We start from the raw sequence: 24,444 nt of genomic DNA, 5'->3' as shown, positions 1-24,444 counted from the left end.
TTTTTAGTATTAACTATCTTTCATCGTATTTTTGACCCTTTAAAGAAGCTGATTCAAAGCACTTCCTATCGCAAATCCAATTTCTATGAGACTTTTTTTTGGTACATTATCCTCACTATTTATTCTATCTTCTGGGGTTCTTTTCGCTCAGCAGGACACACTAAGAATCCCCGCATCACCACTGTCATTTTTAACATTTGCACCTGACGCCAGAAGCGCTGCAATGGGAGAAGCCGGAGTAGCATTAAGCCCCGACGCAAACTCTACTTACTGGAATGCAGCCAAATTACCTTACAATACCAAGGATTTTGGGATCTCCGCATCCTACACGCCGTGGCTGAGAAATCTGGTTGACGACATGTGGTTGGGATACCTTACCGGCTACAAAAAACTAGGTGACAAACAGGCGGTGGCGTTTTCGGTTAATTACTTTAATAATGGTGAACTGGATTTGCGTGATGCCGTCGGAACTCAAATGGGTTATTTTAATTCAAGAGAACTTGCATTGAGCGGAACATATTCGAGGCAGCTGGCGAAGAATTTCTCGATGGGTCTTACCCTGAAATACATTTCCTCGAACTTAGCGGGGACGTCGGTCATTAATGGTGTTTCCATTGCCCCTGCGCGTACAGCTGCTGGTGACATCAGCGCATTCTACCGTAACGTGACGAAAAACGATGAGACCGGAGGCGAGTTTATCTGGTCTTTGGGAGCAGTACTTTCAAATCTGGGGGGAAAGATCAATTACGGTGCAGGTACCAATACTGAAAACTTTATTCCTACGAACCTTAAAGTTGGCGCCGGGTTATCATTTACGGGTGATGGCAGAAACCGCTTCAATTTTATTGTTGACGTGAATAAGCTGATGGTTCCAACACCAGATGGTACAGCCTATAACCAGAGACCATTGTTAAATGGTGTATTCGGATCATTCTCTGACGCGCCGGATGGTTTTAGCGAAGAAATCCAGGAAGTTGCGGTTGCGGCCGGAGTAGAGTACTGGTATAACAGTATTTTCGCATTAAGAGCCGGGTATTTTGGAGAAAGTAAAAACAAAGGTGACCGCAGGTTCTTCACTGCTGGCGCCGGAGCAAAATTCATGGATAAATATTCGGTTGATTTTGCTTACATGTTCCCAACCACGCAGGGAAGCCCGCTGGCACAAACGCTCCGCATTACACTTTCTCTCGGTTTGAACAAAGCCGAAAAGCTGGATGTGAGCGATACTGAAAACTAAGAACTAGCTGAAATTAATTTTTTTCGAAACGAATGGCGTTATTGTAACGTCATTCGTTTTTTTATACTCATCATTGCCCATGTCACTGGATCGTACCATTGCCCCTGATTTTAAGATTATCAATACGGTTAGTTTACCAGAACCTCAAACTTATTCGCTCGATAACGGCATTGCATTGCACGTCATCAATATTGGAGAGCAGCCAGTGATCCGGTTGGAATGTATTTTTGAAGCAGGAAATTGGTACGAAAGCCATATTGGAGCATCATACTTTGCAATCAAAATGTTGCCGGAAGGTACTTCCAGTCTTACTTCGCAGGAAATCAGCGAGGCTTTCGACAGGCTTGGCGCATTCACAGAAATGACCCACACATCGGATCGTATAGGAATCGTCGTTTACTGCCTTTCCCGTTTTTTACCGGATGTTTTGCCATTAGTCAGTGAATTGATTCAGGAAGCAACTTTTCCAGAGAAGGAACTCGAAGAATTGAGGAATATAACACTTCAGAATCTTAAGGTAAATAAGGAAAAGACCGCGTATCTGGCGACTACGGCATTTAGAGCAAAGCTTTTTGGTACAGATCATCCATACGGGCAGAGTCAGGAAGAAACAAACCTGGTGAATTTATCCGAAGATGCGATTCTTGAACATTATAACAAGTTCATTAAGAACGCGAAATTCACCGTGGTACTTGCAGGTCAGGTGGAAGAAGCCGATGTGAAAACGGTGAATGAGACGCTCGGAAAAAGCAAAATAAGTTCTGGCGGCGTTAACATCGGGTTCAAATCCTCCACCTCGTATGAGCAGGTAGAGACGGTGGTAGAGCGTCCGGATAGTGTGCAGTCCTCCATTCGAATGGGCCGGATTCTATTTAATCGTCAGCATCCGGATTATTTCAAAATGCTTGTTACCAATGAAATCCTGGGCGGATATTTCGGGTCACGGCTAATGAAAAATATCCGGGAGGAAAAGGGCCTCACTTACGGGATTTCCTCCCATTTGGTCACATTAAAAAATGCGGGATATTTCATGATTGGAACCGATGTGAAAAAGGAATTTACACAGCAGACCATCGATGAAATCAAAAAAGAAATCCATCGCCTGCAAACTGAAATGGTAGGCGAAGAAGAATTGACAACCGTTAAGAATTTCATGGCCGGAGAATTCGCAGGCTCGCTCAACACCGCGTTCGAGGTGGCGGATCGCCAAAAAGTTCTTCTGCTCGATGGGTTGCCGGCAGATTTTTACTCCGGTTACATCGAGCGCATTCATGCTACAACGCAAGCAGATGTAATGGAAATGGCAAATACCTATTTAAATCCCGAAGTGATGCTTACCGTGATCGCTGGTGGGAAATAGGCTATTTCCCTTTGTCTAATGCTTCTTTATAAGCTTTGAGGCAACGTTCCCGGGCCATTTTGTGATCGACCATGGGTTCCGGATATTCATTTGTCCCATATTCGGGTACCCATTTCCGGATGTATTCTTTTTTCGGGTCAAATCTTTCTGCTTGCGCGGTGGGATTGAAAATGCGGAAGTAAGGTGCGGCGTCGGTACCCGAACCAGCCGCCCATTGCCAGCCGCCATTATTGGCTGCTAAATCGTAATCCAGAAGTTTTTTTGCAAAATAAGCTTCTCCCATACGCCAGTCGATCAGTAAATGTTTAGATAAAAAGCTTGCGGTAACCATTCTCACCCGGTTATGCATGAAGCCGATGGCATTCAACTGGCGCATTCCCGCGTCTACCATGGGATAACCCGTTTTTCCATCACACCATTTCCTGAAATCTTCTTCATCGTATCTCCATTTGATGTGGTCATACGCAGGGCGAAATGCATGGCCTTTGCCAACATGCGGAAAGTTTGCGAGAATCTGCTGATAGAAGTCCCGCCAGATCAATTCGTTGAGAAACGTATCGCTATTTTCCCTGGCTTTCCGGGCAAGTTCGCGAATGCTCACTGTCCCAAACCGAAGATGAATGCCAATCCGGCTGGTGGCTTCTTCGGCGGGGAAATCACGCTTCTTCGAATAGTCTTTTAATAATTCAGCTGGCACGTCTTCGGAAGGAAATTGGTAGTCAGAAGTTTCAAACCCCATTTCTTTCAAGGTAGGGATTGTTCCACCTTCCCATGTAAGAAAGTTCCCGAAATACTTTTCAGTTGGGTATGAGGAGAGATAAAACGTGTCGCATTTTTCTTTCCAGGCGCGGCTGTATGGAGTGAAAACGGTAAATGGCGTTTTCTGCAAAGAGAGAATTTCCTTCTTTTCGAAGATTACCTGGTCTTTGCAGGTTTTGAACGCAGTTTTCTTTTCTTTGACAATTTTATAAACTTCCTGATCCCGTTCCGTCGCATATACTTCATAATCAGTATTGGTATAAACTTCCGCCAGATCATATTCATCACTTAACTTCTTCCAAATTTCTAACGGAGTACCATATCGGACTAAAATATCCGCACCTATTGCCTTTAACTCTTTCCGAATGGACTCAATGGCGTTGTAGATGAAGGTGATCCTGTCGTCCTGCTTATTTTCAAGATCATCCAGTATATTTTTGTCAAAAATAAAAAGGGGGACAACGGGGTAGCCGGAACGCAACGCATAGTATAGTCCGGCATTATCATGAAGTCGGAGATCTCTCCGAAACCAGAAAACGGCAATCTTTTCTTTTGTACTTATACTCATAAACAGCGTATCAAATTTGCCCCGACTTTTGGAATAGGTACGAAGTAAGTCGTTATTTGGATGTTAAAATAATCCGGCCAAAATTTACAATTCAAAATAACCTTTATTCATGAAAGTACAGATCGCAACCATCCTTTGCCTGATATCCATGGCGGTGATGGGACAAAAAAAGGCGGATAAGCAAGAATGGAAGCAGCTTTTTAATGGAAAGAACCTGGATGGCTGGGACGTGAAGATCCGGGGCTACGAACTCAACGACAACTATAAAAATACCTTCCGTGTAGAAGACGGAAAAATGGTTGTCCGCTACGATGGTTATGATGATTTTAAACAGAAATATGGCCATATTTTTTACAAAGGCGACTATTCCTATTACCGGATCTCGGTTGAATACCGTTTTGTAGGCGAGCAAGCTCCCAAAGGTGAAGGATGGGCATGGCGTAACAGTGGCATTATGGTGCACGGACAGCCTGCTGCAACAATGGGAAAAGATCAGGATTTTCCTGCCTCCATTGAAGTACAGCTGCTTGGTGGAAATGATAAAGTGCGCACCACCTGCAACCTCTGTACGCCCGGAACAAATGTGGTGATCGATGGCAAACTGGTTACCCAGCATTGCATTACTTCAAAATCAAAAACTTATAATGGCGATCAGTGGGTAAAAGCGGAGGTACTGGTATTGGGCGATTCGCTCATTCAGCATTTTGCGAATGGAGAAATGGTGCTGGAATACAACAAGCCGCAGTTAGGCGGGGGTAATGTGAGCGGGCACGATCCGTCTATCATGATTGCCGGAAAACTCTTGGATCACGGTTCCATTTCACTTCAAAGTGAGAGTCATCCGGTAGAATTCAGGAAAGTAGAAATTCTGGACTTAAAAGGCTGCATGGACCCAAAAGCAACCAATTATAAATCCTATTATGTGAAGGCGGATAATGGTAAATGTACGTTTGGGAAGAAGTGATAAGCTTTTAGCTGTTAGCGATTAGTTTTTTAGCTAATGGCTAACGGCTAAAAGCTAACAGCTGTTCACAACCTAACAATCTCAGCTCCAATCGCATTCAAGCGAGTATCGATATTCTGATAACCTCTGTCGATCTGCTCGATATTATCAATGATACTTACTCCTTTGGCGGACATTGCTGCGATCAGCAATGCAACTCCCGCACGGATATCCGGCGAGGTCATGCGTATTCCGCGAAGCTGTGTTTCGCGGTTATGTCCTATCACGGTGGCTCTGTGGGGGTCGCAAAGTATAATTTGAGCGCCCATTTCAATGAGTTTATCCACAAAGAATAAACGACTCTCGAACATCTTTTGGTGGATCAAAACCGTTCCTTGTGCTTGTGTCGCCGTTACCAAAATAATACTCAGCAAGTCAGGCGTAAAGCCTGGCCAGGGAGCGTCGGCTACGGAAAGTGTAGAGCCGTCGAGGTAATTTTCAATGCGGTAATGTTCCTGCGATGGGATAAAAATATCGTCTCCACGGAATTCCATTTGAATGCCCAGACGTTGAAAAACGTCCGGTATAATGCCTAACTGGGGAATCTGGCAATCCTTAATGGTAATTTCAGACTTGGTCATGGCAGCGAGCCCGATAAAACTTCCGATCTCAATCATATCCGGAAGCATGGTGTGGTCGGTCCCATGTAGTTCAGTAACACCTTCTACAACAAGCAGGTTGGAGGCGATTCCTGAAATCTTAGCGCCCATGCGGTTCAGCATCTTGCAAAGTTGCTGCAAATAAGGTTCGCACGCGGCATTGTAGATAGTCGTAGTTCCTTCCGCCATTACCGCGGCCATCAGTACATTGGCTGTTCCGGTTACTGATGCTTCATCCAAAAGCATATAAGTGCCTTTGAGGTTTGCGGCGTCTACTCTGTAAAATCCGCCGTCTTCGCCATCATAACTGAATGTGGCACCGAGTTTTTCAAAGCCCAAAAAATGCGTATCCAACCTTCTGCGACCTATTTTGTCGCCGCCTGGCCTGGGGATCCTGCCTTTGCGGAAACGTGCGAGCATTGGGCCAAGCAGCATTACCGAGCCACGTAAAGCTGCGGCCTTTTGACGAAATGAATCTGATTCCAGGTAATCCAGATTAATGTCATTTGCCTCGAACCGTATCGAAGTTTCACTTAACCTTGTGCGGCGTACGCCCAGATCACCCAAAAGATTGATGAGCTGATTGACGTCGCGGATATTCGGGATATTATTTATTGTGACCGGATCTTTGGTCAAGAGTACCGCACATATAATTTGCAGCGCCTCGTTTTTTGCGCCTTGGGGTACAATTTCACCCTTGAGACGTTTGTCCCCGGTAATTTTAAATGAAGCCATAGATGGTTTGGGCAATTGACTGGACTAGTTGCCCCGGGTGCTATATTCCCCCGGGTTTCTTACGGTTGTTGCGATTGTTACCGTTGTTATTGCGACCTGAAAACTTGTTGTTTGGCCGGTTCCGACTGGGATTTCCCTGATTGTTGTTTCCTTGCCTTTCAGTATTGTGGCTGGATTGTGCCTTAAATCCTCCGCCTGCATGATTTCCACGATTACGTTCCTGACCGCCGCTGTTATTGTTGCGATCTTTCGGCGCCGCGTCTACCGGGCCGTTTTGACGTATGTAATCGATTTCTTCTTCCAATGCACCTTTGCTTAATTGCGCCAATTGGCCCAGCAAAACACTGTCTTCGGGATTGTCTTTGTTCCAGGCATTGAAAAAGGAACGCATCAAACGAAAAATGTAAGAAACAAAAGCAAGCCTGTCTTCTTTATTTTCAGTTTGAATAGCCTTTTCCAGAAGCAGGTCAATGTTCTTTCCGTAGTGACGGTACATCAGGTTCGACTGGTTGTAACCCACTTTCAAAGGTTTTTTCCCCAAAGCTTCCGGGGATGGAGGTGGAAATGGGCTGTCAACATCCAGGTGAAAACCGGAAATGATGTACAGATCGTCCCACAATTTGTTTGTGTAGTCCTGATTGTCCCTCATGTTCGGATGTATTTGCCGCATGAGTTCAACCAGAATGTGTGCGTAGAGGTTACGTTTTGTCCTGTCCTCCATCTTTACGATGTGTTCAGCGAGCTTTTGTACGTTGCTTCCGTATTCTTTCAAGGGATTGAATCATTTATATTACAAACAAAAGTAAGAAGTTTTAACGAAAGAAAAGCTCTAATCCACCCAGATCAGTCGTCCTTCAAAGGTCTTTTCGGACTCGTCGGAAACGCTTATATCTTTTCCTGAAATCGTCAGACGATAAACATAAACCCCTGTCGGCAATTCACCAGGATGCCAGAACCATTCATTGATCCCAATACGTGGCTTAAATGTGTTTGTATGCACGGCCGTTCCTGATACATTAAAAATTTTGAGCTGTACTTCACACGTTTCGGAGGTGTCTTCAAGTTCGAACTTAATCTTGAACCATTTCGAAGACGGATTCGGTGAAATTCCCACTTTAAATATTTGCTTCTCACCTGAAACACGGAAATTGATCTGATATACGGGTGCTACATTCCGGTTGGAATCACTGGCCTGAACCGTAAGTCGGTACGTTCCGGGCATAAAAGGTTTCGGAACATCAACATCCATGGTTATGTGACCTGATGAAGTTTTTTTCCAAACCGCCCGATTTAAGTAAATCCTTTTTTCAGGACATCCATTGCATTTTTGTTTTACCCAAATCAAAAGGGCGGTGGTGTCACTTAATGAGATATTGAAATCCCTGAGCTCAATTGAAATCGTTGGTTTTGGTTGAATAAACTCATTATCTGCCAGTTGCCTTCCGTTTAATCGAACGGAAATGGTTAATGGAAGGTCATTGGGCTTTTCAGGGGCACTGTCATTCGGTGTAAGTTTTCCGGGGAAGATCCGGATTGCGGGATCGCCATGCAGGTTCATTTGCCGCACGGTAATGCGATCGTAAATGGTTGGATTTCGGCTCAGATTCCGTTTGATTGCTTCCTGCTGGATCAGTCCGAAAGGTTGATGCGTAAAATTGCTGTCACTCAATACTTCATAGAAAATATCCGTGTATCGGTTCAATGCGAGCGAATTTCCGTTGAAAGTGTGAGCGAGAAAAAGTACTGCGCCATTGTTAGGTGAAAATATCCAGTCGCTGCTCAGGGTGTTGGTTGAATGAAAAATGCTTCCTGATGCGCAGCCATTTACAATTACCGCCGGGTACCTGGGATGATTTCGATACCGGTTCGCGGGATTACTCGCATAACCCATATCAATATCGGTCACATCCAGACTGGAATGCCCAAATAAGGTGATGAGCGACACGCCTTTATTCAGTTCATTGTGAATAGGAACCTGCTCAACCGGGTCGTCGGATATCTTGGAAATTGTTTTAACCAATGCCGGAAAAGACAAATCAATCAGTTTTTTTTCGAATGCATGCACATATCCTTTAAATGCGGCCAGCTCGTCGCGTGACCTGCCGCCACTCAGATGCAGTACGTTTTTTCTCCACGGTGCAGAAGCCGGTTCTGCCTCCACAGCCTGCACTTTATGCAAATAGTCCAGCACATTTTCAGACGTTAATGCATTGATTCGACCAACGGAAACAATCGGGTAAGAGTCACCTGATTCACCCGGCGTCATCGCTAATGCGATATCGGATCCCGGCCAGCCCGCATTAGGGATCATATCGGTAAGGCTGGGTTGGGGTAGTTTCCGTGCTTTTTGCGGATCAATGGATCTTCCGATAAGCAATGCCATTTTCAGTTTCCCTTCTTTTTGGAGGAATGAAATGATATTTCTGATCGCGGACGGACCCGGATCTCCGTAATTGAATTGATCATACACCTCCGTAATATCTTCGACCAGCACATTATAATTCCCACCCGTTTCGGAGTGTCGGTAATTTGCATATTCGGTCACAGGATCTCGTCCGGCAACCGGAATGTGCATAAGTGGGTGGGAAATGATGAGGTAATCGGTTTGCAGGTTTTCAAAGGTCCCAAGTTTTGTTACCTGCATTTTGCCGATTTTCAGCTTTTGATTTACCCCAATCACTTTTGAGGAATTGCCAATTAAGATCTCTGAATTTTCCTGAGCTAATTTCCGAACATTAAATGGATCGGAGCAATCGTAAAAACGAACGTCTTTACCCGCCGAAATCGACCAGCGAGCATTCTGTGAAGAATCGAAATAATAGCGTTTTTGACCAATGCCGGTTTCAAAACTGGATTTCTGAGGATAGCGAAGCCTGGCAAACGAAACGGAAATGTGACCACCTTTGTCAACCGGAAGTAGTGTCAGGTTTACTTTTCCATCGGGGTTCAGATCTGTTTTTTGTAAAAGTGCATGTACTCTCGACGTTTCGTAATCGGAAAAATCAACCGTAGCAATTTTCCTTTTCAGGTTCGCTTTATCTCCGTTCCAAACTTCATAGATATGCTTTCCCGAAGTCCAGCCAGTGAGAACGAGCTCTATTTCGGCCTTTGTAAACTGTTCTGACATTGCATTAACGGTATTAAATACCATTTCAAAGCTTTGATTTTCGGGGATTTCGGGGCCAGTCCAGCCCTCACCCGCATCATAATCCGTGAGGACGGAACCCGTGTCGAAGTTGCTGCCGGCCGGATAGAATTTTCCAGGCAGGTAATGCGAATTGAAAAGCTGGATGTTTTCCTCGAAATGATATTCAATGCGGTTTTTGGTATCTTGAAAATGGTGCTCAAAAACTCTTTTGGCAGGTAATCCATCCACCCGCCAACTTAGAAAATACGCAGCTGTATCTGAATAGAGGCTATAATGCGAATGAGGCATAGACTTCGGTGACACATACAAAAGTGAATCCGCAGCTCCGTCATTCTTTTCGCCATAAAACTGAATATTCCCATTCTCCCCAAGTTTGCCCGATTTATCCAATGTTACTTCAATCGCCAGCTCGCTGCCCCGGCGGAATAATTGAATGGAAGACGCGAGAATGCTGTCAGCAGGAAAACCCGCATTTATCAGTTCTCCAACCGTGACCTGGTATAACCCAGTCTCACTTATCGGTATTTTGAAATAAGTCTGATGGGGATTGATCCATTCATTCCCAAACTGCTTTTGAGCGGAAACGTGGTTAAAGACCAGAATGAAGTAACAAGTGATCGTGTGTATAAATGCGTGTTTCATCGTTGTAAATGGTGCACAAATTCAGCTCCGCCTAGCCAGTTCCCTTCCTTACATACAAGTTCATCGAAAACGAGTATATATGTTCAGGATCGGTTCCGTGAAATTCGGAACTAACGAGCTCCCAGTCATTTTGATCTATAACCGGAAAAAAAGCATCACCTTCTACTTGTGCGTGGACAATGGTTAAAAAAAGTTTTTGTACAAGGGGCAGCATCTGATCAAAAATTGACGCGCCCCCTAATACAAATACTTCCGTTTCGTCAGAAAGTAACGCAAGAGCAGCAGGAATATCTTTTGCGTATTCCGTTAATGGATCATTTTGTGCGGGTGGTTTGGATGTGACAATTACATTTCGATAGGAAGAATGTAATGCGTCGGGCGCCTCGAAACTCTTTCTTCCCATTATAAATGGTTTTCCTGCAGTCACTTTTTTGAAATGTTTCCATTCGTCGGGAAGGTGCCAGGGAAGGTGGTCACCCGATCCGATTACCCGGTTTTCGCTCGTTGCGGCGATGATATAAAGCTGTGTTTGTGATCGCAAAATGACTTGCTGTTAGTTGGTTTGTCAATCAAAATTTCAATTTATCGGTCATTAAAAAAGGCCATCCGGTTATTCCGCCGGTCAACCATAAAATTAACCATTCTTCATAACCGACGAATCTTTTTAACATGGTACCTTGCATCGCAAAGTACCTGTGTATACCTTTGTTATGTTAGAAGGTCAAATCCTATCTATTAGCCATGAACTTATTCATTTAAATTAACACATGAAACCACATGAATATTGAAAATGCCCAAGTGCAGATGCGGAAGGGAATTTTGGAATTCTGCATTCTGCACATCATTTCGAGGGGCGAAGTATATGCTTCAGATATGTTGGATGAACTAACGTCCGCTCGCATTATGGTGGTTGAGGGAACATTGTACCCGCTTCTTACCAGGTTAAAAAACTCGGGCTGGCTGGATTACAAATGGGTGGAGTCGTCTTCCGGACCTCCGAGGAAATATTATGTTTTGACGGATGAGGGGAAAATATTTCTGGATGCAATGCAGGCCACATGGTTTGAGCTGGCGGAATCTGTACAAACTGTGATACAACGTACAGAGGATTTGAGCAAAACGGCAGCAAGCAATCTTCCTGACCCCAACTGATCATTTAGAGACATTCGATATTTCAATCATGAAAAAGACAATCAGCATTAATATAGGTGGTATCATCTTTCACATTGAGGAAGACGGGTACGAGAAATTGAAAGGCTACCTTAATTCGATACAAAAATACTTTTCATCCTTTGCGGACAGTAAAGAAATCGTATCCGACATTGAAGGTAGGATTGCGGAACGATTTATAAATAAGCAAAAAGCTGAAAGCAAGCAGGTTATATCGCTTTCAGATGTAGATGAGCTCATTTTGGCAATGGGTACCGTTGCAGATTTTGAGGCGATCGAACAAGCTGAGGATATATTGGCGGATCCATTGACGTCGGCATCTCCGCACACTTCTGCATCAAAAGAAGAGCCTTCATTCTCTTCATCTTACATTCCACCCGTTACCGAGCCTGTAACACCGGCAACGCCAAGAAAGCTTTACCGCGACTTACGAAGAAAATTACTCGGTGGTGTTGCGGCTGGTTTAGCGCATTACTTTACCGTGGACCCGATTTGGGTAAGACTTGCGTTCCTTTTTGCAGTGGTAGGCTTGCCTGCTGGTTCGGGAATGATGGGTTTGAATATGGAAGATGAATTCGGGCCGCTTTCCGGTTTCATGGTATTGGTTTACATCGCCATGTGGGTTGCATTTCCGGGTTCGACTGTCCTCGAAGAAGATACTAAAATCAAGAAGTTCTATCGCAATCCCGATCGTAAAGTTGTAGGTGGGGTCGCCGCAGGGGTATCATCCTATTTTGGGGTTGATTTGGGCGTTGTGCGTTTCCTTTGGGTGCTTTCCATTTTGCTTTTCGGTACCGGCATTCTCATTTACATTGTTTTGTGGGTAATCGCGCCGTCGGCGAATACATTGACTGAAAAAATGGAAATGCAGGGAGAGCCAATTACGCTTTCCAATATCGAATCGAATATCAAGCAAAGTTTGAACCTGGATGAAAAAACCGGCGAGGAGCATGTGCTTACCAAGGTGTTGCTTTTCCCTTTCCGCGCCATTGCATTGATCATTACAGCTGTGGGGAAGTTATTGAAAGGCCTCGGACCTATTCTTAGGATACTGATCGGGGCATTTCTGATTGCGATGTCCGCCATTTCATTGATTGCATTGGTAATCGCAGGTGGCGTAGCTACCGGGCTGACTAATGCATCGCAATTTGACAACCTGCCCGCGCCATTTTTGATATTGCAGGAATTACCCGGCATCCTCATATTTTCGGGTATACTCGTTGCCGCAGTTCCTCTTGCCACGTTCCTTTTGCTCGGGCTCACATTGCTTTCCAATAAAAGGATCGTAGGTGGCACGGTCTGGCTGACCATGCTCGGATTGTGGATAGTGGGCATCATCGGAAGTACGATCGGGGGCGTTTCCTATCAAAGGAATTTCGCAAAACGCGGCGAAGTGGAGCAAACCGAGTTTTATAAAGTTCCGGCAGGAACGTTAACCCTGGATTTTGAACGTACCTACGACGATGAGAATGTAGATATCGATCTTCGAATCGCAGGTTATAACGCATCAGACAGCATTAAGCTTGAAAAAACACTTTTTGCAAGAGGCCGCAGCCGCGAAGATGCGGAAAGGAATGCCGCCATGTTACAGTATGATCTGACGTTAAAGGATTCAACCTTATCTTTCACAGAAGGCCCGATTTTGGCTGGCAAAGGTCCATTTCGTGATCAGCGGATCGATCTGGTTTTAAACATTCCTTATAACAAGCCGTTTATCATGACCCGAGACTTTTACTTCTCTCTGAGTCACTGGGATGGAAGCTATCCGAACATGAACAAATATCACCTTGATAACAATGAAGTTCAGTGGAACAGCTTGTCCTGGGTAATCCGTCGCGATTCCGGCCTGGTTTGTACGAACATACCTGCAAGGTTCTTAGCGAGCGAAAATGAGGATGAGAACAATGATAATGCGGAATATTCATTTGATATTGACGATGACAGCGATCTTAATTTAGGTCAGAAAGGGAGTTACAGCAAACAATTCACAGCGACCGATTTCAGAAAAATTGAAATTGGAGGAGCCTATTCGATCGTAGTTCGCCAGGGAAATGAATACAACGTGACTGCGGATTCGGATGATGAGAATGCAATTGACGACATTAAAGTGTATGTGGAAGAAGGGACTTTGAAAGTTAAAAGGTCCAGTGAGTTCAATCTATTTGAAAATAAGAGAGTTGGACTTGTCATTACCATGCCTACCATTGAGGGGATTTCTTTGTCAGGTGCCAATAAAACACTTGTAAGTGGTTTCGGGGCTTTGCCAAAGTTAAATGTAGACATTACCGGCGCTTCGAAATCGGAGATCAATGTAAATACCGAGCAACTGACGGTGGGTATATCCGGAGCATCGAAAGCGACATTAAAAGGCTCGGCCAAATCCGCGAACATTGATGTACATGGTGCCTGTAAATTGCAGGCAACCGAAATGAACATTGAGAAAGCAGACGTAGAAGCTTCGGGAGCATCCAAGATCGAATTGGGAAGAATCCCGAACCTGGACCGTCACGCAAGCGGAATAAGTAAAATTAATGTGCAGGAATAAATAAGTGACGTGCAACTTTCGTAAATTTTACGTCATCTTTGAGGCAAGACCAAATCAAGAATATCATGAAAAAAAAATTTATTTTTAGTGCCATTACGATCATTCTGGCGGCTTTTTCTTTCAATATTAACGCGCAGGATACAAGGAATTTCTCCGCATCGGGTTTCAACAAATTGTCAATGGGCAGCGCTTTTAAAATAGACGTGAAACAAGGCAGCGGTTACAGCGTGACCACCTCCGGCCGCGAAGAAGACCTGAAAGATATCGAAGCATCCGTAAAAGGCGGCACTTTACATCTCGGCTACAAAAGCAATGGCTGGAATAAAAACCGCAAAATGGTAACTGTCAACATTACAATGCCATCGCTGGAAGCCGTAGATTTTTCGGGAGCGAGCAAAGCTACCGTCGCGAATTTTCCTGCAACCAAAAACCTGGATGTGGAAGTATCCGGAGCATCTTCCGTAATGATTTCCAGCAATGCGCCTAAAATCACATTTGACTTATCCGGAGCGTCTTCACTCACACTTGTGGGCAGGGGCGATGTTTTAACCGGTGAAGTGAGCGGAGCATCGTCATTCAAAGGAAAAGAATTTTCTGCAAAAGTGGCCAACATCGATGCTTCCGGGGCAAGCAGCGCGGCGGTCGTCGCGAGCGCAACTGTCAATGCGGAAGCCAGTGGTGCCAGCAGCATTCGCTACTCAGGTGGCGCCAAAGATATTCATTCAAGTACCTCAGGTGCGAGTTCTGTGAAGAGAGCAGATTGAGGTTCAGCCGATTTTGTAGCATTAAAAACCGTCTCAGATCTTCCGAGGCGGTTTTTTTATGTTGATGTTGTTAATAGGGCAGTACCATCGGAATATGCAGACAATTTGGGATAAATCAGTTTCTTTTACAACTTGCGACATTCAACGGACTAAGGTGGAGGGAAGTTATGAAATGGAAATTTACAGTGCTGATCGTGTTGGTGCTCGGGCTATCCGAAAACAGTTTTGGGCAGGGGAAATCCAAATTTGGTAACAGATACATCAATCCTTTTGGCGTCGTAAGTGTTACCGCCGGCCTGGGAGTAGCCTATTATATGGGAGATCTGGCCGACGGCGTGAATATGAAACATCTGGGTCTCGGTCCATCCATTTCACTTGGCGGACTTTACAGGCTGACGGAACATGTGAGCGCCCGGGGAGAACTCCGGTTTTACCAGGTTTCTGCTGACCAGAGATACTCGAAGAATTTTCAAAACAATCTTTCATTCAAGACATTCAATCCAGATCTTAACCTGGGCATTCAGGCCGATTTGTTCTCATTTAATCGCCAGGCACCCATTAATCCCTACCTATTTGGGGGCATCGGTTTTACATTACTTAATCCAAAAGCGAAAATGGACGATCAATGGTACAGCCTGGCCCCGTTGACAACCGAAGGCATTAAGTACAGCCGGTTGCCACTTGTATTAACCGGGGGAATCGGTGTTTCATTCAAAACAACAAATCGATTGAGCCTCGGTGTTGAGCTGTGTAACAATTTTGTCAATTCCGACTACCTGGATGATGTCAGTACGGTTTATCCCAATCCGGACCAGTTGCCCGGCGATCTGGCAAGGAGACTTTCCGATCGTTCCCCTGAAATCGGAGAACAACCCCGCCAGCCCGGATGGAACCGGGGAAGCGCGCAAAGCAAAGACAGCTATCTGTTTTTACAGGCAAGAGTTACTTACCACATCGGAAACCGAACGCAGGCTCTGGAAAGAAAAAAGACACGCTGCCCTAAATTTTGAGATCTCAAACCACAAATATGTTAAAACCAAAGCAGCCACATCAATCCGAAGTGACCATGACCGAAATGGTGCTTCCCAACGATACCAATACTCTCAACAATCTAATGGGCGGGAGGCTTTTGCATTGGATGGATATTTGTGCAGCCATTTCTGCTCAAAAGCATTCAAACCGCATTGTAGTCACGGCTTCCGTAGATAATGTCTCCTTCACAGAACCTATCCGCCTGGGCAATATTGTAACAATGCGCGCGAAGGTGACCCGGGCATTTAACTCGTCGATGGAGGTTTTTCTCGAAGTATGGGCGGAAGATATACCTGCCGGGCAGCGCGTGAGTACGAATCGCGCATTTTATACATTCGTAGCCGTCGATCAAAACGGTCGGCCCATTGAAGTTCCTGCTTTGCAACCCGAGACGGATGAGGAGAAGGAACTGCATTTGAGCGCACTCCGACGCCGCCAGTTGCGGCTCGTACTGGCTGGCCGCATGAGTCCTGCCGATGCAACGGAGTTAAAAGCGCTTTTTCAGGTAGCATAAGTCATTGTGCATACCATTATTTGGTAATTTTACCGCCTCAATCCTTTATTACTATGCCAAAAGAAATTATATTTTCAGATAAAGCGCCTGCCGCAATCGGGCCTTACAGTCAGGCTGTTAAAATAAATGGAACCGTTTATGTCTCGGGACAAATTGCAGCCGAAGCTTCCAAGTCGGGAGACATAAAAGCCGAAACCGGGCTCGTTATGCAAAACATCGGACATATTCTCGGAGCCGCAAAGCTAGGTTTTACTAATGTCGTAAAAGCCAGTATTTTCCTGAAAGACATGAATGATTTCGCTGCGGTGAATGAAGTTTACGGAAGTTTTTTTCCAAAAGATCCTCCCGCCCGTGAAACCGTTCAGGTTGCAAGGTTGCCAAAAGATGTGAATGTGGAGATATCGGTTATTGCGGTGGAGTGATGCTTTAATTATGGTCATTGATGGTCATTTATAGTCAAGAGTAGTCATTTGCTGTTCGAGATGGTTCGGATTTGTTTGATGGGATGAATTGAAACGATAAAACAACTTTTGACAAAAAATGACTATTAATGACAACAAATGACCACCAATGACTAAAACATGACAAATTCAATATTCAAGTACCCATAATAATGTCCAAAACACCCGTTCGAGTAAGATTTGCCCCCAGTCCCACCGGCCCGCTGCATGCTGGCGGTGTACGTACTGCTTTGTATAACTATCTGTTTGCACGTCAGCAGGGAGGCCAGATGTTACTTCGCATTGAAGATACAGATCAAAATCGCTTCGTTCCCGGAGCGGAAGCGTACATTCTTGAAGCACTGGAATGGCTGGGAATTGAAATCGACGAAGGCCCGCAACAAGGCGGCCCGCACGCACCCTACCGCCAGTCGGACCGGAAAGAAATGTACCGCGGGTATGCCGAAAAGCTGATTGAAGACGGCAAGGCTTACTATGCATTTGACACGACCGAGCAGCTGGACGAAATGCGCAAGCGAATGGAAGCTGCCAAAGTTGCGGCTGTGCAGTATAATGCCATTACACGCATGGAAATGACAAATTCGCTGACTTTATCAAAAGAAGAAACAAAGGCGCGGCTCGAAAGTGGCGAACCTTACGTGATCCGGATGAAGATTATGCCGAAAGAAGAGGTCCGTTTCAATGACCTGATCCGTGGCTGGGTGGTGGTGCATTCTTCCCAGATCGACGACAAGGTCCTTTTGAAATCCGATGGAATGCCGACTTACCATTTGGCCAATATCGTGGATGATCATTTGATGGGAATTACCCATGTGATCCGCGGAGAAGAATGGCTTCCATCGGCTCCATTGCACGTTTTGCTTTATCGTTACCTGGGCTGGGAAAGTACCATGCCGCAGTTTGCGCATTTACCTTTACTACTTAAGCCAGACGGAAACGGTAAGTTGTCAAAACGCGATGCGGACCTCGGCGGGTTTCCGATTTTCCCATTGGAATGGACGGATCCTGTTTCAGGAGACAAAGCCAGAGGATTCCGTGAAGAAGGTTATCTGCCTGCTGCAACGGCCAATTTCCTTGCATTATTAGGTTGGAACTCAGGTACTGAGCAGGAGTTGTTTACTATGGATGAACTGATCAGTAATTTCAGTTTGGAGCGCGTTCATAAGGCGGGTGCAAGGTTCGATATTCAAAAAGCAAACTGGTTCAATCAGCAATATTTGAAACAACTTGATGATGCGGCTGTTATTGCGGAATTGAAACCATTTTATGCTGAAAAAGGCATTGACGTGACGGACGAGCAGCTTTCGCAGATTGTCCATTTGCTGAAAGACCGTGTTCATTTTACTAAGGAAATTATCAGTGAATCGCTCTTTTTGTTTAGCGCACCTGAAAATTATGATCCGGAGGTTGCATTGAAAAAGTGGAATGAAGAAGCGGTCAATGCGGTTTCGCATTTAAAAGATGCATTCGCGGCTTTTTCAGGTGATTTCAATGCACATGATGTGAAGGAATTGATCTCCGCAACCATGGAATCGCACGGCATTAAAATGAGTAAGATCATGCAGGCACTGAGGCTGGCAGTAACCGGCGCCGGCGCCGGGCCCGATCTGATGATCATCATGGAAATTCTCGGAAAAGACAAAGTAATACAGAGGCTTGAAAATGCATTAAACCGCTTGTCAGCGCAAATCCGACTGGCATAATTGTATTATCACCGCGTGATCAATTTGTTTTGAGAAAAGAGAGATCATTTACATATTTTCGTAAACATTGAAAAAAGCGGCTCGGGTCGCTATCAATAAAATGGCTAAAAAGAAACCAACCGACGCTTCAAAACCTGCTCCTGAGAAACCGCGTGTCCACAAAGACCTGGACGGTTTCGATATTCAGATCAACTCATTCGGTGAGATCACCACCAGCTTTGATATGGACCGTATCAATGAGTTTTTGAATAAAAATGTGGATGACAAAAAGCTTCGCGACCGGGAGGATATTCCGGGAAGGAAGACGAAGAAATCCAAAAAGAAAACATCCGAAGAAGAAGAGGAGGAGGAGGGAGAAGAGGAGTAGCCGGAATGAATGAAATTTCATAAAACAAATCCATTTAACCTTTACGAAAAATGATCTCACACGAAATTGATTACAAGATTATTGGAGACGATATCCAGGTCGTCGAGATTGAGCTTGATCCGAATGAAACTGTAATCGCAGAAGCCGGCGCCATGTTGTTTATGGAGGATGGCATTCAGTTTGAAACCAAAATGGGCGACGGTTCCGAGGCGAACCAAAGCATTATGGGCAAGATCTTCCAGGCCGGAACCCGTCTGATCACGGGAGAATCGCTGTTTATGACCCATTTTACAAACCGCGGAGTGGGAAAGAAAAAAGTGGCTTTTGCAGCACCTTATCCGGGAACCGTAATGCCTATTGACCTTTCTAAAATTTATGGAAATGAGCTGATCGTGCAGAAAGATGGTTTTTTGTGCGCGGCCATGGGCACAAGCATGAAGATCCACTTTAACCAGCGTTTCGGATCGGGATTATTTGGGGGCGAAGGTTTTATCCTGCAAAAAATAAAAGGCGACGGAATGGCGTTCGTTCATGCCGGAGGTGTGGTAATGGAAAAGCAGCTGAACAATGATACTTTGCGCGTGGATACAGGTTGCGTCGTAGCATTCGAGCAATCGCTGAGCTTTGACATTCAACGTTCAGGAGGCTTGAAATCGATGGTGTTCGGAGGCGAAGGAATGTTCCTCGCTACGTTGCGCGGAACCGGCCGCTGCTGGGTTCAGTCGATGCCGATCTCCAAACTAATCCAACGGTTAGCTGTCGGCGGACCAAATTCCAGAAAAGAAAGCGGTTCCGTCATCGGCGGACTGGGCCGGATGTTTGAAGATTAAAAATAGTCAACATGAACAACTTGTCATGTTGAGATAACATTGTCATGTTGAGCGCAGTCGAAACAAGGTGCAGCATGCCGCATTTCGACTGCGCTCAATGTGACAAAATGCTAAATGTGACAATTAAAAGTTCAATGTTTATTTCAAAATGTAAAGCCCTTCGCCTGTTCCCAGCCAGATTTCACCATTGGGGTTTTCTGCGAATACAAAAATTCCGCTTGTACCTAACTTAGGGAATGTCCAATCTTTGCCATTAAAAATCCCGCATTCTTTATCAACTCCGGAAAACGACGCCCAGAGATTACCGTTTTTATCTGAAAAGATGCAATGCGTGCTGTATATGAGCGTGTTGTCGTCGGGTAGGTTCACAATCTGTGCCTTACTCCCATTGAACTTAAAGATCTGTGGCCTTCCGGGTGCTATTGTGCTGGATAGGCCATAACTGATCGATGCAAGTAATTCATTGTCTTTGTTCACAACAATATTGCTGAAATAGTAAGGAGTAAAACCGAGCTCCTTCGAGCCGACAACCGAAATGGTGTTATCCGGGCCGATCCTGGCTAGCGAGACATCTGCAACGCCGTCGTTCATCGCCACCCAAACGTAATTGGACTTGTCGACAACGATACTTTCCACCATATTTCCCGGCAGTTTTGAATTTGCCACATTGAAGGTTTTAAATGTGGACCCATCATATTTTACCAATCCGCCTGATCGATAACTGCTGCAAGAGAACCAGATGTTTTCGTTCGCATCGATTGCAATGGAACGAACAGCGTTTTTGGGGAAGCCAAATTGCTTGGCCTCATATCTTGAGAATTTTGTTCCATCATATTTGAGTAGATCATCGCTGCCGATCCAGACATTATCAGCCTTATCGACCTCAATATCCCGAATAGCTGCGCCTGTAATGACAGAATTGGAAGAATCGAAGATTTTAGCAGTTTTACCATCGTATTTGATCAATCCCTGTTCAAGTGTTCCCAGCCAGGCATTGCCTTTTTTATCAAAAGCAATGCTTGTTATGAAATAGTCCCTTAATATGATATTGGAAAGCTCACGGCCTTCCGGTATGACTTCCGCTGAATCATTTTTTTTACAGGAAACCAGCACGAGCGTGAAGAGCCAGAGGAGTAGTACTTTTTTTATCATGTTAAAGACAGAGTTTAGAGTGGCAGTGTATTACAGACACGGTTAGTTTCCAGCCCGTTGTAATATTTTTGTAAAATTTTGAATGTAATAGAATTATTTGAAAAGTACCCTTTGCGTACTGGCTCCCGTCTCCGTAACGATTTTTAAAATGTAAATACCAGATGGCAAATAGTGCACCGGTCGCACGGTGATCAGTCCAATCGCTTCGCGATCAGAAACATAGATAGGATGCTCATTTCCTCTCATATCAAAAAGCATACATTGGATTGCATTACCGGTTTCCGCCTTTAGATAAAACTGTTGATTAATCACCGGGTTCGGAAACACGAGCAGGTCCTGCGGGGCCCCATTCAAAAAAATCGTTACAATGGTCGAATAGCTCGTGTTACCATTTAAATGCTCCATTTGTAGCCGGTAAAAAATGGTTCCTTCCCCGGGGTTAAGATCCTTGTAACCATTTACCCGTGAAACTATTCCGACGCCTTCAAAACTCTTCAGATCAGTATGGTTGATTCCGTCGGTTGTCTTTTGAAGCGTCATTTTTTTCAATTCCGGATCAGCAGAAAGCAACCACGACACATATATGTTTTGATCTTCGATCCTGGCTGCTATGGTATTGACATGTTCCATGTTTTTGTAGTTGCCATTTACATAAAATTCGCCCGATACACTTCCGGGAAGTACCGGGTTAGCAGCGGTGAGACGGATCCTGTAATCGCCATTTGGAATGTTAAGGGGTATGGTAATGGACAGAGGGCTATGCGTTCCCGAACCCGCGTTTGCTACAAAGTCGCCTGACTTATCAAGCAGTTCTGCATGCATTGTAACGGTGCCGGGGATCTTACCTGTGATCTCAAAGGGAAGTGAAAATGACGCGCCCGGGTAAAGTCTGGCCGGCGTAACACCTGTGTGAATGAAATATTCCGGCTGAATGGGGGAAATTTTGTTTACAACAGAATCGGCCAGGCTCCGGCTCCATGCGCTGGCGGCCAATGTCAATCCCTGCATTCCTCCGGTCACATTTTCAAAATGCCCCGATACCGGTCGCGGAATTTGAATGGTGTCGAGATCCGGTCCTTTAAATGTATTAAAATTCTGAATGGCCAAAAGCCGGTTTTGCGCATTGATTACAGGCAAATAAGGGTCTTTAAGCGTATTGCTGGCTGAATTCCTGGCAATGACCCAGGGGATGTTATAACCCGAATCTCTCCGGCTATTCTCGATCAGGGTGCGAATGTGGTTGAAATAATCTTCCTCTTTAAAACTGAGCTGCGCATCATTTTCGCCATGCGACCAAAGTACCGCGCGACTTCCCGTCCAGGAAGTGAGGTAGCGCATGGTATTTACGATGTTGCTGTAAGGTTGCCGGTTTGGCCAGAATTTTCCGACATACAGGTTGTAGGCGTCTTTGCCGGTAGCAGCATCCCGGTAATTCTCGGAGTTGGCCGCCGCCCAGGCTGCATTGAAAAACAAAACAGGCGCATTCCACCGTTTTGAAAGCATATCGCCGAGCTCGCCCCAGTACCAGGAAGTTTCACCATTTGGGAAAATGTAATTGTCTTTCTGAAGAATTGTGAATCTGGGTGCAGGCATCGGAGCGTCCGGCGCGACTGTGATATTTTCGTTGTTCAGGGTTTTATTAATTGCATTAAAAGAAACGACATTCCTCGAAGCGTCTTTGGATCCCAATCCGGGCAAGCCCATTGCATTGGAATTGCCGGTAACTATGAATACCTCGCCCACACCCACACGCGGTACTACAACCGAATCTGTAATACCTTCGTCCGAATATCCAATCAGTTTTAATTGGTACCAACCTGTTTCCGCCCGCATGGCGGTACTAAGAAATCCTTGCAGAACCTGATCCTGATCAAATGACCATTGTTTTGGTGAATGACTATTTCCTTCGATGGGAGTAAGGAAAGCGGTGACGCGGGCATAGGGAAAGTATGCATATCCGGTAACCGGAATGATGGCAGTACCAACCAGATTACGTTGCATGACCTGGTTGTTAACCGGTGATGTTATGTTCAACTGGGCATAAAGGCCGGCGGGGCCGGTGATCAGAAAGAACAGAATTTGCAACCATTTCACCATGTTCACGATTTCTTTGTCAGAATCTCTTTAACGATTGAATTTAAACGAAAATTGATTCGAATAGGGAAGAGCAGCAACTTAAAACAAAAAGAGAGCCGGCCCGACGCTTGATTTGCGCCCGGGCCGGCTCTCTCCATTAATTCAAATGCTTAATAACCAGGGTTCTGATTTTTTAGGCCTGGGTTGTTAAGCAGTTCCTGTACACCTATCGGGAATAGCAAATGCTTCTCCTGCAAGGTTGCACCTGTACTGATGTTCAGGTTAACGTGACCTACGAAGTTGTCAAACCCTTTGGTTTTTTCGTTGAACACCTTACGCAGGCGAACCATGTCGAACCAGGTGATACCTTCATAAGCGAATTCATACCAGCGTTCTCTCCATACAGCCTCACGGAAGGTCGCCGCAGAGAAAGTTCCCAGTGCAGGTGTCGTAAGTTTGGCGCGGTCACGAATCTTTTTGTAAGCGTCATAAGCTTCCTGATTGGGGCCACCAACTTCATTCTGCGCTTCCGCATAGATCAGCAGTACTTCCGCATAACGGATCAGGTTCACATTCAGGTTGTTGAGCTTGGTAGGGGTGTTGCCAGGCCCGCCCAATGCAGCGATGTTGAAGTATTTGAAGACATAAGGAGCATCTAAGCTGAATTCTGCTCCGGTACCATTGATATAATACGAGGTGTAGAACCAGCCCTCCTGGTTTTTCGTACGCAAATCTCCCTGCTCATAGGAATTGTAAAACGAAAGCGTCGGAACAGTACTACCCGTTCCACCAGCACCTGCATAAGTTACAGCCTTGAAGTTTGGAAAGTAATCGTTCAAAGGAAAGCCGCCAACACCTGTCGCAGCAGCATTATACTGAATCTGGAATAAATGCTCAACTCTATTTTTAAGGTTTTCCTGATGCAATTCCTTATAAGTAGGGAAAAGATTTACGACAGCTGGATTCGCTTTCGCATAGGTAATGACTTCAAGAGATTTATCGGCAGCAAGCTTGTAATAGGCGGCGCCTTTACTCAGCGGAAATCCTGCCATCGTCAGATATACTTTTGAAAGCAGTGCCTTCACCGCCATTTGGCTCGCGCGACCGGTCACATCCGTCAGCGGCAGTCCAGCTGCTTCTGCTTTTTGCAAATCCTCCACGATCAATTGGTATACCTGTTCCTGAGGAGCCCGCGTTGCGTAGAAGTCCTCGGATGTAGCAGTTTGAGGCTTGGTCACCAGGGGAACGTCTCCCCAAAGTCTTACCAAATTAAAGTAACCCCAGGCGCGCAGAAAGGCGGCTTCTCCAAGGAGTTTTGTTCTCTGAGCCTCGGTTGCCGGTGCCTTGTATTCAATGGTCGGGATCTTATCCAGGGCCAGGTTTGCATTCGCTATCAGACGGTAGAGACCATTCCACCAGTTAACGATATGTCCAGTGTTGCCGTCGTAAGTCAACGAATAAAGGTTGTTCAAATCCGAATTCTGTCCCGTTTGTGTCGACGCGGTTCCTGTTACCGCTTCCAGCATCTGCCAGTTAGCGGAGAAGATACCTGCGCCGTCACCGTAAAAACGCAACCCTTGATACGTGGCTGCAATAGCCGCCTCTGCGTGGTCGGGAATGGTGTAAAAACTCTCAGGTGTAAGGTTCACTGGATCTTGTTCGTCCAGAAAGTCGGAGCAACTCGTTGGGCCAAGCACAATAGCACCGCAAAGCATAGCCTTTACTAAATTTTTCAAATGATATAACTTCATAGTAAATGTCTGTTTATGTAACGATGTC

General features: G+C 45.3%; 20 protein-coding genes. 12 read left to right on the top strand and 8 right to left on the bottom strand.

Translation table 11 applies throughout. The features are described from left to right. The first annotated feature begins 85 nt into the window (after nt 1-85). Together porV and LZG72_RS05430 are read left to right on the top strand one after the other, a co-directional pair. A complete protein-coding gene (gene porV / locus LZG72_RS05435) occupies nt 86-1,237 on the top strand; it encodes a type IX secretion system outer membrane channel protein PorV (RefSeq protein WP_233868532.1) in 1,152 nt (383 codons plus the stop codon). A gap of 79 nt (nt 1,238-1,316) precedes the next feature. Continuing rightward, nucleotides 1,317-2,597: a pitrilysin family protein gene (locus LZG72_RS05430; RefSeq protein WP_233868529.1), complete on the top strand. Its 1,281-nt coding sequence runs from the start codon at nt 1,317-1,319 to the stop codon at nt 2,595-2,597. A gap of 1 nt (nt 2,598) precedes the next feature. Here the strand turns inward: LZG72_RS05430 and LZG72_RS05425 are convergent, their stop codons facing one another. Beyond that, the gene (locus LZG72_RS05425) at nt 2,599-3,924 is read right to left on the bottom strand and encodes a deoxyribodipyrimidine photo-lyase (RefSeq protein ID WP_233868526.1); all 1,326 of its coding nucleotides are present in this window, start codon (nt 3,922-3,924) and stop codon (nt 2,599-2,601) included. A 109-nt stretch (nt 3,925-4,033) separates the two neighbouring features. On the opposite strand from LZG72_RS05425, the gene LZG72_RS05420 reads away from it, so the two are divergent. Beyond that, nucleotides 4,034-4,888 (top strand): DUF1080 domain-containing protein, encoded by an 855-nt coding sequence (locus LZG72_RS05420; protein ID WP_233868523.1) that lies wholly within the window; start codon nt 4,034-4,036, stop codon nt 4,886-4,888. A 65-nt stretch (nt 4,889-4,953) separates the two neighbouring features. Here LZG72_RS05420 and murA read toward each other — a convergent pair whose 3' ends face one another. From murA to LZG72_RS05400, 4 genes are read right to left on the bottom strand one after another with little or no spacing between them, the layout of a single operon-like run. Further along, nucleotides 4,954-6,261, bottom strand: coding sequence for a UDP-N-acetylglucosamine 1-carboxyvinyltransferase (gene murA, locus LZG72_RS05415; protein WP_233868520.1), 1,308 nt, complete (start codon nt 6,259-6,261; stop codon nt 4,954-4,956). 40 nt (nt 6,262-6,301) lie between these two features. After that, the gene (locus LZG72_RS05410; protein ID WP_233868517.1) at nt 6,302-7,033 is read right to left on the bottom strand and encodes a DUF4290 domain-containing protein; all 732 of its coding nucleotides are present in this window, start codon (nt 7,031-7,033) and stop codon (nt 6,302-6,304) included. A gap of 57 nt (nt 7,034-7,090) precedes the next feature. After that, on the bottom strand, nt 7,091-10,051 hold the full coding sequence (locus LZG72_RS05405; RefSeq protein ID WP_233868514.1) for a C25 family cysteine peptidase: 2,961 nt from the start codon (nt 10,049-10,051) through the stop codon (nt 7,091-7,093). Between the two features lie 31 nt (nt 10,052-10,082). Then, nucleotides 10,083-10,592 (bottom strand): dihydrofolate reductase, encoded by a 510-nt coding sequence (locus LZG72_RS05400; RefSeq protein ID WP_233868511.1) that lies wholly within the window; start codon nt 10,590-10,592, stop codon nt 10,083-10,085. A 236-nt stretch (nt 10,593-10,828) separates the two neighbouring features. Between LZG72_RS05400 and LZG72_RS05395 the strand changes: the two genes are divergently transcribed. The 9 genes from LZG72_RS05395 to LZG72_RS05355 all read left to right on the top strand — a co-directional run bounded on the left by LZG72_RS05395 (nt 10,829) and on the right by LZG72_RS05355 (nt 19,437). Next, nucleotides 10,829-11,203 (top strand): PadR family transcriptional regulator, encoded by a 375-nt coding sequence (locus LZG72_RS05395; protein ID WP_233868508.1) that lies wholly within the window; start codon nt 10,829-10,831, stop codon nt 11,201-11,203. Between the two features lie 28 nt (nt 11,204-11,231). Further along, nucleotides 11,232-13,766, top strand: a complete 2,535-nt coding sequence (locus LZG72_RS05390) for a PspC domain-containing protein (protein WP_233868505.1) — start codon at nt 11,232-11,234, stop codon at nt 13,764-13,766. Between the two features lie 65 nt (nt 13,767-13,831). Beyond that, entirely contained in the window at nt 13,832-14,530 is a 699-nt protein-coding gene (locus LZG72_RS05385; protein WP_233868502.1) for a GIN domain-containing protein, read from the top strand. A gap of 167 nt (nt 14,531-14,697) precedes the next feature. Further along, nucleotides 14,698-15,540 (top strand): outer membrane beta-barrel protein, encoded by an 843-nt coding sequence (locus tag LZG72_RS05380; RefSeq protein WP_233868499.1) that lies wholly within the window; start codon nt 14,698-14,700, stop codon nt 15,538-15,540. Between the two features lie 17 nt (nt 15,541-15,557). Beyond that, entirely contained in the window at nt 15,558-16,076 is a 519-nt protein-coding gene (locus tag LZG72_RS05375) for an acyl-CoA thioesterase (protein WP_233868496.1), read from the top strand. Between the two features lie 53 nt (nt 16,077-16,129). After that, the gene (locus LZG72_RS05370) at nt 16,130-16,498 is read left to right on the top strand and encodes a Rid family detoxifying hydrolase (protein WP_233868493.1); all 369 of its coding nucleotides are present in this window, start codon (nt 16,130-16,132) and stop codon (nt 16,496-16,498) included. A 191-nt stretch (nt 16,499-16,689) separates the two neighbouring features. Further along, the gene (gene gltX, locus LZG72_RS05365) at nt 16,690-18,240 is read left to right on the top strand and encodes a glutamate--tRNA ligase (protein ID WP_233868490.1); all 1,551 of its coding nucleotides are present in this window, start codon (nt 16,690-16,692) and stop codon (nt 18,238-18,240) included. A 100-nt stretch (nt 18,241-18,340) separates the two neighbouring features. After that, nucleotides 18,341-18,607 (top strand): hypothetical protein, encoded by a 267-nt coding sequence (locus LZG72_RS05360; RefSeq protein ID WP_233868897.1) that lies wholly within the window; start codon nt 18,341-18,343, stop codon nt 18,605-18,607. 50 nt (nt 18,608-18,657) lie between these two features. Further along, complete coding sequence (locus LZG72_RS05355; RefSeq protein ID WP_233868488.1) at nt 18,658-19,437, top strand: TIGR00266 family protein; 780 nt, start codon at nt 18,658-18,660, stop codon at nt 19,435-19,437. Nucleotides 19,438-19,575: 138 nt separating this feature from the next. Here LZG72_RS05355 and LZG72_RS05350 read toward each other — a convergent pair whose 3' ends face one another. The 3 genes from LZG72_RS05350 to LZG72_RS05340 form a co-directional block, all read right to left on the bottom strand. Further along, complete coding sequence (locus LZG72_RS05350) at nt 19,576-20,589, bottom strand: two-component regulator propeller domain-containing protein (protein WP_233868486.1); 1,014 nt, start codon at nt 20,587-20,589, stop codon at nt 19,576-19,578. A 93-nt stretch (nt 20,590-20,682) separates the two neighbouring features. Then, complete coding sequence (locus tag LZG72_RS05345; RefSeq protein WP_233868483.1) at nt 20,683-22,686, bottom strand: sialate O-acetylesterase; 2,004 nt, start codon at nt 22,684-22,686, stop codon at nt 20,683-20,685. A 149-nt stretch (nt 22,687-22,835) separates the two neighbouring features. Then, nucleotides 22,836-24,416 (bottom strand): RagB/SusD family nutrient uptake outer membrane protein, encoded by a 1,581-nt coding sequence (locus tag LZG72_RS05340; RefSeq protein ID WP_233868481.1) that lies wholly within the window; start codon nt 24,414-24,416, stop codon nt 22,836-22,838. Between the last annotated feature and the right edge of the window lie 28 nt (nt 24,417-24,444).

Origin of the sequence: Dyadobacter sp. CY323, from assembly GCF_021390245.1 — a bacterium.
In the GTDB taxonomy this organism is placed as follows: domain Bacteria; phylum Bacteroidota; class Bacteroidia; order Cytophagales; family Spirosomataceae; genus Dyadobacter.
The sequence above is the reverse complement of the archived record's forward strand: the minus strand, read 5'-3'. Positions and strand labels throughout refer to the sequence as shown.